Genomic DNA, 11,878 nt, shown 5'->3' on the forward strand with positions numbered 1-11,878 from the left:
AACGGCTTCGCCGACGGGGCCCGCCGCGACGACGCCGGCCCGTCGGGCATCGACCGCGGCTGGTCGGCCGAGCCGGCGCCGTCGTCGTCCGGGGGGTGGGCGCCGCAGCCCACCGGGCGCCCGGAGCCGGGCTCACGCGAGGGCCAGACCTCGTGGCCGGCCTACACCGCGCCGCAGGCGGGCGATCCGGTCGCGCCGCGGTCGCAGACCCGGCTCAACGAGCGCTACACCTTCGACACCTTCGTCATCGGTGCCTCGAACCGGTTCAGCCACGCCGCCGCGGTCGCGGTGGCCGAGGCGCCGGCGCGGGCGTACAACCCGCTGTTCATCTGGGGCGAGTCCGGGCTGGGCAAGACCCACCTGCTGCACGCCGTCGGGCACTACGCCCAGCGGCTGTTCCCCGGGATGCGGGTCCGGTACGTCAGTACCGAGGAGTTCACGAACGACTTCATCAACTCCCTGCGCGACGACCGCAAGGTCGCCTTCCAGCGCCGCTACCGGGACGTCGACGTGCTGCTGGTCGACGACATCCAGTTCCTGGAGGGCAAGGAGGGGACGCAGGAGGAGTTCTTCCACACCTTCAACACCCTCCACAACGCGAACAAGCAGATCGTCGTCTCCTCCGACCGGCCGCCCAAGCGCCTCGAGACCCTCGAGGACCGGATGCGCACGCGGTTCGAGTGGGGTCTGATCACCGACATCCAGCCGCCCGAGCTGGAGACGCGGATCGCGATCCTGCGGAAGAAGGCCGCGCAGGACCGGCTCGCCGTCCCCGGTGAGGTCCTGGAGTTCATCGCGGAGCGGATCGAGCGCAACATCCGCGAGCTCGAGGGCGCGCTGATCCGGGTCACGGCGTTCGCGTCGCTGAACCGGCAGGCCGTCGACACCCAGCTCGCCGAGATCGTGCTGCGCGACCTGATCCCGGACTCCGCGGCCTCGGAGATCACCGCGCCGACGATCATGGCGGTCACCGCCGAGTTCTTCGGCCTCACGCTCGACGAGCTGTCCGGGCCCGGCAAGACGAAGGCGCTCGCCCAGGCCCGCCAGATCGCCATGTACCTGTGCCGCGAGCTGACCGACCTGTCGCTGCCGCGCATCGGGCAGACCTTCGGCGGCCGGGACCACACGACCGTCATGCACGCCGACAAGAAGATCCGCAACGAGATCTCGCTCCGGCGGAAGACCTTCGAACAGGTGCAGGAGCTGACCGCGCGGATCAAACTGCGCGCCCGGCACTGATCTTCGCCGGTGGCCCGCCGAGGCGGGTTGTCCACCGGTCGCACCGCTTCTCCACAGCTCCGGCAGGCCCCACCGTGACCAGGCAGGACGCGTTCTCGGCGGTCACCGCGCGCACCGGGACCGATCCCGTGCAACCCACAGGGGCCACGGCCCCCAGATCGCCGCTGCGGCGCGTTGCGGGCCGTCCCCGGGTGATCGGCACCCCCGCCGCCGCGGACGCCCGGGACACCGGGACCGTCCGGCGTGGTGCCGATCAGGTCCGGCGTGGCGTCACCCGCGTGTCGGTCCCACCACTCCCGTTCGTCGTCCGGTAGTGGGCACTCGGCGCTTCACCACTCGTCCCGGTGATCGCTTGCGCTCACCCGCTGGTGACGCTCCGTCGACATTCCTGTGACGGGTGGGACGTCTGTGGGTTCATCGTGCAACGCGGGAGTGCCGAACGGCGTGTGCCCGCCATCACCCTGGGTCCACGATCCACCACGTTTCCACCCACATCTGGGGACAACTCTGTGGATGGATCGTCGCAGCCCCGTGGACGGATTGCCCGGGATCCGTGGACAACTCTGTGGTGAACCCGGGATGAACCGGGGACGGATGGGGGTCGACGCCGTCGGTCCACCGCTCCACCGACCTGTCAACGGGTGCCCCCACCGCCGCATCCCCAGCCGACGCGGCCTGCTGACCAGCGGGGATGCGCTCCATCCACACTGTGCACAGGACTTAGTACTACGACGGTTTGTCTCTCTCTATCTCTTCTTCCCAAGAACACCTGTGTGGACCGACCCCCGGACGGGGGTCACGGACGGGGACACCGAACGGGCACCGGGGTGGCGTGGAAACTGTCGGGGCGAGGCTCTACCGTGAGCGTCCCGGCGAACCCCGGCTTCCGATCCCGTTCCGGCCACTCCGCTCCGCAGCCCCTCCGGGCCACGGCGCCGGCCGGACCCGGAGGACGAACCGGCCCGCCGCCGCACCGCCGTCCCGTCGACGACCCGGCCCCGCGCCGTGGTCCGAGCCGGGCGCTACCGGGGAAGGTCTCCAGATGAAGTTCCGGGTCGAACGCGACGTCCTCGCGGACGCGGCCGCCTGGGTGGCGCGCAGCCTCCCGGCTCGTCCGCCGGTGCCCGTGCTCGGCGGGGTCCTCATCCAGTCCGACGGCGAGTCCGGCGAGAAGCTGACCGTCTCCGGCTTCGACTACGAGACCTCGGCGCGCGTCGAGCTCGACGCGACGGTCGGGGAGCCGGGCCGCACGCTCGTCTCCGGGCGGCTGCTGGCCGACATCACCCGGGCGCTCCCGTCCAAGCCGGTCGACCTGACCGTCGACGGCTCCCGCGCCACGATCAACTGCGGCAACTCCCGGTTCAGCCTCCCGACGATGCCGGTCGAGGACTACCCGCAGCTGCCCGACATGCCGCAGCGCGCCGGGTCGGTCGCCGCCGACGCGCTCGCCGCCGCCGTCGCCCAGGTCGCCGTCGCGTCCGGGCGGGACGACACACTGCCGATGCTGACCGGCATCCGGCTCGAGATCGAGGGCTCGCAGCTGACGCTCGCGGCCACCGACCGGTTCCGGCTCGCCGTCCGCGAGCTCGAGTGGTCCCCGGAGGACGCCTCGATCTCGACCGCGGTGCTGATCCCGGCCAAGACCCTCGCCGAGGTCGCCAAGACCCTCGCCGGGTCCGGCACCGTGGAGATCGCGCTGTCGGCCGGGGACGGGATGCTCGGGCTCACCGGCGGCGGCCGCCGCTCCACCAGTCGGCTGCTCGACGCCGAGTTCCCCCGCTTCCGCCAGCTGATCCCGGCCGAGCACACCACCGCGGTCGAACTCGACGTGGCGCTGCTGGTCGAGGCGATCAAGCGTGTCTCGCTCGTCGCGGACCGGGTCGCCCAGATCCGGATGGAGTTCGGCGAGGACGGGCTGCGCCTGGCCGCCGGTGGCGACGACGTCGGGTCCGCCGAGGAGGAGCTGCCCTGCGCACTCGACGGCAGCCCGCTGACGATCGCGTTCAACCCCGGCTACCTGCTCGACGCCCTCGGCGCGCTGCACACCGACCGCGCCCAGCTGACGTTCACCACGCCGAACCGGCCCGCGCTGGTCCGCCCGGTGCCCAAGCCCGCCACCGACGACGCCGGCGAGGCGCCGTCGCCGGAGAAGTCCGGCTACCTGCACCTGCTGATGCCGGTCCGGCTGCCCGGCTGACCCCCCGCCGGGCGGACGTCCCGGCGAGGGGGAAGACTCGTCCGCGGTGTGATCGACGAGGGCCACCGGTGCCCTGCGGGCATGCCGGCGGCACGGACGCGAAGGGGGCCACTGCCGTGCAGATCGGCATGATCGGACTCGGCCGCATGGGCGGCAACATGCGGGAGCGGCTGCGGGCCGCCGGGCACGAGGTGGTCGGCTACGACCCCCGCCCGGAGGTCAGCGACGTGGCCTCGCTCGCGGAGCTCGCGGGTGCGCTGGCCGCGCCGCGCGTCGTGTGGGTCATGGTGCCCTCCGGCGAGCCGACCCGGAACACCGTCGCCACGCTGGCGACCACGCTGGAGCCCGGTGACCTGGTCATCGACGGCGGCAACTCCCGCTACACCGACGACCAGCCCAACGCCGCGCTGCTCGACGCGCACGGCATCGGCTACGTCGACTGCGGCGTCTCCGGCGGGATCTGGGGCAAGGACAACGGCTACGGCCTGATGGCGGGCGGCGAGCCCGAACACATCGAGCGCGCCATGCCGGTCTTCGACGCGCTGCGCCCCGAGGGCATGCGCGAGGAGGGGTTCGCGCACGCCGGGCCGGTGGGCGCGGGCCACTTCGCGAAGATGGTCCACAACGGCATCGAGTACGGCCTCATGCAGGCCTACGCCGAGGGCTTCGAGCTGATGGAGGCCAGCGAGCTGATCACCGACGTGCCCGGGGTGATCCAGGCCTGGTCGCGCGGCACCGTCGTCCGTTCCTGGCTGCTCGACCTGCTGGTCGACGCGCTCAAGGAGGACCCCCGTCTCGACCAGCTCGAGGGCTGGGTGGACGACTCCGGCGAGGGCCGCTGGACGATCGAGGAGGCCATCGCGCACGCGGTGCCGCTGCCGGTCATCTCCGCGGCGCTGTTCGCCCGGTTCTCCTCCCGGCAGGCCGAGTCGCCCGCGATGAAGGCCGTCGCCGCGCTGCGCCAGCAGTTCGGTGGGCACGCGGTGAAGAAGTCCGGGCCGGCCGGTGCCCCGGGCGACAAGGCGGGACCGTCGTCCGGCGGCGGTTCGACGCAGCAGTGACCCGGCGCCGAGCCGGACGGGAAGGGTGACCAGGCGGTGTACCTCAGGCGGTTCTCGGTCACCGACTTCCGGTCCTGGCCGGAGGCCGAGCTGGAGCTCGACCCCGGCGTGACCGTGCTGGTCGGGTCCAACGGCGTCGGCAAGACCAACCTGGTCGAGGGGATCGGCTACCTCGCCACCCTCGGCTCGCACCGGGTCTCCTCCGACACGCCGCTGATCCGGCGCGGGGCCGAGCAGGCCGTCGTCCGCGGTGAGGTGCACCACCACGGCCGGAAACTCGGCGTCGAGTTGGAGATCAACAACGGGAAGCAGAACCGGGCGCGGGTCAACCGCTCACCGGTCTCGCGGCCGCGCGACGTCCTGGGGATCCTGCGCAGCGTGCTGTTCGCGCCGGAGGACCTGGCGCTGGTGCGGGGCGACCCGTCGGAGCGCCGGCGTTTCCTCGACGAGCTGCTCGTCGCGCGGTTCCCGCGCTACGCCGGCGTGCGCGCCGACTACGACAAGGTCCTGCGCCAGCGCTCGGCCCTGCTGAAGTCCGCGAAGCCGGCACTGCGCGGGGCCCGCGGCCGGTCCCGGGCGCCGGTGGCCGCGGACCCTGAGCTGCCCGACGACCTGGCGACGCTGGAGGTCTGGGACGGGCATCTCGCCCGTACCGGCGCGGCGCTGCTGGCCGGGCGGCGCGAGCTCGTCGTCGCGCTGGCGCCCTACGCCCGCGAGGCGTTCGCGGCGATCGCGCCGTCGTCGGACCCGATCGGCCTGGACTACCGGTCCAGCCTCGGGACGGCGGGGGTCGCGGAGCTGCCGTCGACGACCGGGGACCTGGAGGCGCTGCTGCTCGACCGGCTGGCCGAGGTGCGGTCCCAGGAGGTCGAACGCGGGGTCTGCCTGGTCGGCCCGCACCGCGACGAGCTGGACCTCGCCCTGGGCGAGGGACCGGCGAAGGGCTACGCCAGCCACGGCGAGTCCTGGGCGTTCGCGCTGGCGCTGCGGCTGGCGTCCTACCGCCTGCTGCACGCCGACGACGTCGAGCCGGTCCTCGTGCTGGACGACGTCTTCGCCGAGCTGGACTCGGCCCGCCGCCGCGCGCTGGCCGGACTGGTGGCCGACGCCGAGCAGGTCCTGGTGACCGCCGCGGTGGCCGAGGACGTGCCCGCGGAGCTGGACGGGGTCCGGTTCGCCGTCGGCGACCGGAAGGTGAGCCGCGACGGCGAGGTGCCCGCGTGATCGCCCCGGCAGGTCTCGAACGTGTCACGGCATACTGGGGACAAGGCTGTGGATACTGTGGATAACTCAGGAGCACCGGGGGACGGACGCCGTTCCGGAAGCGGAAACCGGAGGACAGGACGCCGGGGACCGGGCAGCGACGGCGCCGCGCCTGGGGACGGACACGACACCGGACCCGGTCACGACGCGGTCACGGGCGGGGACGTCCCGGGCGGTGGTGTCCCGGGGGAGCAGGGTGACCTGCTCGCCGGCGACCGCGCGAACCTGCGCGGGGCCGACCTCGCGCGCGAGGCGTTGCGCGCGGCCCGCGAGGCCTCGGCCCGCAAGGCCGAGGAGCGGGCCCGGGCCGACCGGCCCAAGCTGCGTGTGGTCTCCGGGCGGGGGCGCCGTCGTCGCTGGTCGGGGGCGGGGCCCGATGACCGGGACCCGCAGCCGTTCGGACGTCTGGTGTCGCGGGTGTCGGTGGACCGCGGCTGGTCGAACCGGCTGACCGACGCGACCGTCCTCGGCCGGTGGCCGCAGCTGGTCGGGCCGGACGTCGCCGACCACTGCACACCGGTCTCGCTGCGCGACGGCGAGCTGACCCTGCAGGCCGAGTCCACGGCGTGGGCCACCCAGCTGCGGACCCTGCAGCGTCAGCTACTGACCCGGCTCGCCGCCGCGGTCGGGCCTGACGTCGTGCGCCGGATCCGGGTCGTCGGGCCGAGCGGGCCGAGCTGGCGGCACGGTCCGCGGCACGTCCGCGGCCGCGGCCCCCGCGACACCTACGGATGACCCGCACCCTGCCTCCCGCTCCGCCCGGGCACCGCCCCGGCGTGCTCCCAGGGGAACCCTCGTAGCGCTCTAAGCCACGAAAGTTCCCCTGGGGGCACCGGGCAGGGGGGCGGGTGCCGCCGAACGGGTGGTGGGCGCCGGGGTGCACGTTGTGGGCGCGTCACGTCGCCCCGGGGGCCGTGGAGGGCCGGATCGGGTGAGGAGCCGCACCCCACCGGCCCCGTGCCTCTCGTCGGCGGTGAGCGCGGGATGACACGGCCGCCGGTCCGCTCGACCCCGTAGGGGCACGTTCGATCCCGCACCGGACGCCGTTCGCCCGTCTGTGACGCTTCTGGGTGGGTCCTTCCCGCCTTTCCGTCGGTCCCGACGGGTAGGATCGACAGGTGTTTCCCGGGTGGCTCCCCAAGACATGACCAGAGCGCCCGGTCGGTGGAACCGTTCCGTCGTCGTCGCACCGGTGGTGCGCGCGTCGCGCGGGCGGTTCACGTGGCGAGGAGAAGCAGCTACCCGTGGCTTCCGACAAGGCAGCGAACAACGCCTACGGCGCGTCGTCCATCACGGTCCTCAAGGGCCTGGAGGCGGTCCGCAAGCGGCCCGGCATGTACATCGGCTCGACCGGTGAGCGGGGTCTGCACCACCTGATCTGGGAGGTGGTGGACAACTCGGTCGACGAGGCGATGGCCGGTCACGCCACGAAGGTCGTCGTGACCCTGCAGTCCGACGGCGGCATCCGCGTCGAGGACGACGGCCGCGGCATCCCCGTCGAGATGCACCCGGTGGAGAAGAAGCCGACCCTCGAGGTCGTCCTCACCAGCCTGCATGCCGGCGGGAAGTTCGACGACAAGTCCTACGCCGTGTCCGGTGGTCTGCACGGTGTCGGCGTCTCGGTCGTGAACGCGCTGTCCACCGCGCTCGACGTCGAGGTCCGCCGCGACGGCCAGATCTGGCGCCAGCACTACGAGTACGCCGTGCCCGGCGAGCTCGTCGAGGCCGGCACCACGAAGAAGTCCGACACCGGCACCACGATCACCTACTGGGCCGACCCGAAGATCTTCGAGACGACCAGCTACACGCTGGAGACGATCCGTCGCCGGCTGCAGGAGCAGACGTTCCTGAACAAGGGCCTCACGATGGTCCTGCGCGACGAGCGGCGGCCGGAGAAGCCGGCGGGTGTCCCGTCGTCGGACGCGGTCGACTCCGACGGCAACCCGATCGAGGCGCCCGTCCCGGAGATCGACGCGGACGCCGAGCCCGATGCCGAGGGCTACGTGGCCAAGCCCAAGGAGTACGTCTTCCACTACCCGAACGGGCTGGAGGACTTCGTCGCGCACCTGAACAAGTCGAAGGACCCGATCCACCGCAAGATCGTCAGCTACACCGGCGAGGGCCCCGGCCACCAGGTCGAGGTCGCGATGCAGTGGAACTCGGGCTACTCCGAGTCGGTCTACACCTTCGCGAACACGATCAACACGCACGAGGGCGGCACCCACGAGGAGGGCTTCCGCCACGCGCTGACCGCGACGGTCAACAAGTACGCGCGCGACAAGAAGCTCATCAAGGAGAAGGACCCGGCGCTGTCCGGCGACGACATCCGCGAGGGCCTCGCGGCGATCGTCTCGGTCAAGGTCTCCGAGCCGCAGTTCGAGGGCCAGACCAAGACCAAACTCGGCAACACCGAGGTCAAGTCGTTCGTCCAGCGCGTGTCGAACGAGTGGCTGGCCGACTGGTTCGAGCGCAACCCCACCGAGGCGAAGACGATCGTCACCAAGGCGGTCTCCTCGGCCCAGGCCCGCCTGGCCGCGCGCCGTGCCCGCGAGCTCGTGCGGCGCAAGAGCGCCGGCGACATCGGCGGTCTGCCCGGCAAGCTGTCGGACTGCCGCTCGCGCGACCCGGAGAGCTGCGAGCTCTACATCGTCGAGGGTGACTCCGCGGGCGGCTCGGCGAAGGCCGGCCGCGACTCGATGCACCAGGCGATCCTGCCGATCCGCGGCAAGATCATCAACGTCGAGAAGGCCCGGATCGACCGCGTCCTCAAGAACACCGAGGTCCAGTCGATCATCACCGCGATGGGCACCGGCATCCACGACGACTTCGACCTGGCCAAGCTGCGGTACCACAAGCTGGTGCTGATGGCGGACGCCGACGTCGACGGCCAGCACATCCGGACGCTGCTGCTCACGCTGCTGTTCCGCTTCATGCGCCCGCTGATCGAGAACGGGCACGTGTTCCTGGCGCAGCCGCCGCTGTACAAGCTCAAGTGGTCCGGTCGCGGGGCCGAGCCGGAGTACGCCTACTCCGACCGCGAGCGCGACGGTCTGATCGAGGCCGGCCGGGCCGCGGGCAAGAAGCTCCCCAAGGACCAGGGCGTGCAGCGCTACAAGGGTCTCGGCGAGATGGACGCCAAGGAGCTGTGGGAGACCACGATGGACCCGACGAACCGGCTGCTGCTGCAGGTGAGCCTGGACGACGCCGCCACCGCCGACGAGCTGTTCTCGGTGCTGATGGGTGAGGACGTCGAGTCCCGCCGGTCCTTCATCACCCGCAACGCCAAGGACGTGCGCTTCCTGGACGTCTGATCCACACATCTGATCCAGACGCACGTATGAACACGCACGAGGAGACTTCGTGACGGACACGATCGACCCCGCCGCCCCCGCGGCAGGCGGCGGAGAGGGTGGGGGCCGGGTCGAACCGGTCGACATCCAGCAGGAGATGCAGCGCTCGTACATCGACTACGCGATGAGCGTGATCGTCGGGCGGGCGCTGCCGCTGGTGGAGGACGGTCTCAAGCCGGTCCACCGCCGCGTCCTCTACTCGATGGGGGAGAACGGCTTCCGGCCCGACCGCTCCTTCGTCAAGTGCGCCCGCGTCGTCGGCGACGTCATGGGCAACTACCACCCGCACGGCGACTCGGCGATCTACGACGCCCTCGTGCGGCTGGCCCAGCCCTGGTCGATGCGCTACCCGCTGATCCAGGGGCAGGGCAACTTCGGCTCGCGTGGCAACGACCCGGCCGCGGCCATGCGGTACACCGAGTGCCGGCTCTCGCCGCTGGCGATGGCGATGCTCCAGGACATCGACGAGGAGACCGTCGACTACCTGGACAACTACGACGGCAAGACCCAGGAACCGGTCGTCCTGCCGTCGCGGGTGCCGAATCTGCTCATCAACGGCAGCTCCGGCATCGCGGTCGGCATGGCGACCAACATCCCGCCGCACAACCTGCGCGAGGTCGGCGCCGGCGTCGCCTGGTGCCTGGAGAACCCCGATGCCACCGACGACGAGCTGCTCGAAGCGCTCATGGAGCGCATCAAGGGGCCGGACTTCCCGACCCACGGCCTCATCGTCGGGCGCGACGGCATCGAGTCCGCCTACCGGACCGGGCGCGGCTCGGTCCGGATGCGGGCCGTCGTCGAGGTCGAGGAGGACGCCAAGGGTCGCACCACCCTGGTCGTCACCGAGCTGCCCTACATGGTCAACCCGGACAACCTGATCGAGTCGATCGCGGGCATGGTCCGCGACGGCAAGATCGCCGGTATCTCCGAGATCGTCGACGAGTCCTCGGACCGTATCGGCATGCGGATCGTGGTCACGCTCAAGCGCGACGCGGTCGCCAAGGTCGTGCTGAACAACCTGTACAAGCACACCCAGCTGCAGCACAGCTTCGGTGTGAACATGCTGTCGATCGTCGACGGCGTGCCGCGCACCCTGCGCCTCGACCAGATGATCCGGCACTACGTCCGGCACCAGATCGAGGTCATCGTCCGGCGGACCCGCTACCGGCTCCGCAAGGCCGAGGAGCGGGCCCACATCCTGCGTGGTCTGGTCAAGGCACTGGACGCGCTCGACGAGGTCATCGCCCTGATCCGGGCGTCGGCCACGGTCGACGTCGCCCGGGCCGGCCTGATCGACCTGCTCGACGTCGACGACATCCAGGCCCAGGCGATCCTGGACATGCAGCTGCGGCGCCTGGCCGCGCTGGAGCGCCAGAAGATCGTCGACGAGCTCGCCGAGATCGAGCGCGAGATCGCGGACTACCAGGACATCCTGGCCCGTCCGGAGCGCCAGCGGCAGATCATCCGCGACGAGCTGGCCGAGCTGGTCGAGGCCCACGGCGACGACCGTCGCACCCGGATCGTCGGCTACGACGGCGACGTCACCGACGAGGACCTGATCGCGGTCGAGGACGTCGTCGTCACGATCACCCGCACCGGCTACGCCAAGCGCACGAAGACCGACCTGTACCGCGCCCAGAAGCGCGGCGGGAAGGGCGTGCAGGGGGCGCAGCTGAAGCAGGACGACATCGTCAACCACTTCTTCGTGTGCTCCACGCACGACTGGATGCTGTTCTTCACCAACCGCGGGCGGGTCTACCGGCTCAAGGCCTACGAGCTGCCCGAGGCCAACCGCACCGCGCGCGGCCAGCACCTGGCGAACCTCCTGGCCCTGCAGCCGGAGGAGGAGATCGCCCAGGTCATGCAGATCAAGGACTACTCGGCGCGGCCGTACCTGGTCCTGGCCACCCGCAACGGCCTGGTGAAGAAGTCGCGCCTGACCGACTTCGACTCCAACCGGGCCGGCGGCCTCATCGGCATCAACCTGCGCGACGACGACGAGCTGGTCGGCGCCGTCCTCTGTTCGGGTGACGACGATCTGCTCCTCGTGTCCGCCGAGGGCCAGTCCATCCGGTTCACCGCGTCCGACGACGCGCTGCGCCCGATGGGCCGCGCCACCTCCGGCGTCCTGGGGATGCGGTTCAACGAGGGCGACAAGCTGCTGGCCCTCGGCGTGATCCGCTCCGACACCTACCTGCTCGTCGCCACCACCGGTGGCTACGCCAAGCGCACCCCGATCGAGGACTACCCCGTTCAGGGCCGTGGCGGGAAGGGAGTGTTGACCCTCCAGTACGACCGTCGCCGTGGCACGCTGGTCGGTGCGCTCATCGTCGGCATCGACGACGAGCTGTACGCGATCACCTCCACCGGCGGGGTCATCCGGACCTCCGCCCGCGAGGTGCGGAAGGCCGGCCGGCAGACGAAGGGAGTCCGCCTGATGAACCTGGGCGAGAGCTCCACGCTGCTGGCCGTCGCCCGCAACGCGGAGGAGACCGAGGAGGACCCGGGCCAGCAGGCGTAGTGCACGTCGGGTGGCCGGCCCGCAGGGCCGGCCACCCGGTACACGCCGTGGGACCGGAGCAGTACCGAGCGACGACCAGCGAGGAGAGCTCCCACTCGTGAGCACCGACGACCGCACCCCGTCGCAGGACGAGGCCCGCACCGTCGCCACCGACGCCGACCACGACCCGTCGACGACGGCGGCCCCGGCCGACCACGTCCCCGGCCCGCGCGACGACGCCGAGCCCGCGGCCGACCCGGCCGGGGCC

At 71.7% G+C, this 11,878-nt stretch carries 7 protein-coding genes; all 7 read left to right on the plus strand.

The window, feature by feature from the left end; genetic code table 11:
• The coding region (gene dnaA, locus NH602_RS21215) for a chromosomal replication initiator protein DnaA (RefSeq protein WP_253068715.1) at nt 1–1,239 on the plus strand (1,239 nt) is incomplete at its 5' end.
• Between the two features lie 1,042 nt (nt 1,240–2,281).
• Nucleotides 2,282–3,436 (plus strand): DNA polymerase III subunit beta, encoded by a 1,155-nt coding sequence (gene dnaN / locus NH602_RS21220; RefSeq protein ID WP_020628488.1) that lies wholly within the window; start codon nt 2,282–2,284, stop codon nt 3,434–3,436.
• 116 nt (nt 3,437–3,552) lie between these two features.
• Complete coding sequence (gnd, locus tag NH602_RS21225; protein WP_179761489.1) at nt 3,553–4,497, plus strand: phosphogluconate dehydrogenase (NAD(+)-dependent, decarboxylating); 945 nt, start codon at nt 3,553–3,555, stop codon at nt 4,495–4,497.
• Nucleotides 4,498–4,533: 36 nt separating this feature from the next.
• Nucleotides 4,534–5,721, plus strand: coding sequence for a DNA replication/repair protein RecF (gene recF / locus NH602_RS21230; RefSeq protein WP_253068716.1), 1,188 nt, complete (start codon nt 4,534–4,536; stop codon nt 5,719–5,721).
• Nucleotides 5,722–6,015: 294 nt separating this feature from the next.
• Nucleotides 6,016–6,495 (plus strand): DciA family protein, encoded by a 480-nt coding sequence (locus NH602_RS21235; protein WP_308292868.1) that lies wholly within the window; start codon nt 6,016–6,018, stop codon nt 6,493–6,495.
• Nucleotides 6,496–7,004: 509 nt separating this feature from the next.
• Entirely contained in the window at nt 7,005–9,071 is a 2,067-nt protein-coding gene (gene gyrB, locus NH602_RS21240; protein ID WP_073573715.1) for a DNA topoisomerase (ATP-hydrolyzing) subunit B, read from the plus strand.
• Between the two features lie 49 nt (nt 9,072–9,120).
• The gene (gene gyrA / locus NH602_RS21245; RefSeq protein WP_308292869.1) at nt 9,121–11,631 is read left to right on the plus strand and encodes a DNA gyrase subunit A; all 2,511 of its coding nucleotides are present in this window, start codon (nt 9,121–9,123) and stop codon (nt 11,629–11,631) included.
• The last annotated feature ends 247 nt before the right edge of the window (nt 11,632–11,878 follow it).

This window comes from Pseudonocardia sp. McavD-2-B (assembly GCF_024124365.1).
Lineage (GTDB): Bacteria > Actinomycetota > Actinomycetes > Mycobacteriales > Pseudonocardiaceae > Pseudonocardia > Pseudonocardia alni.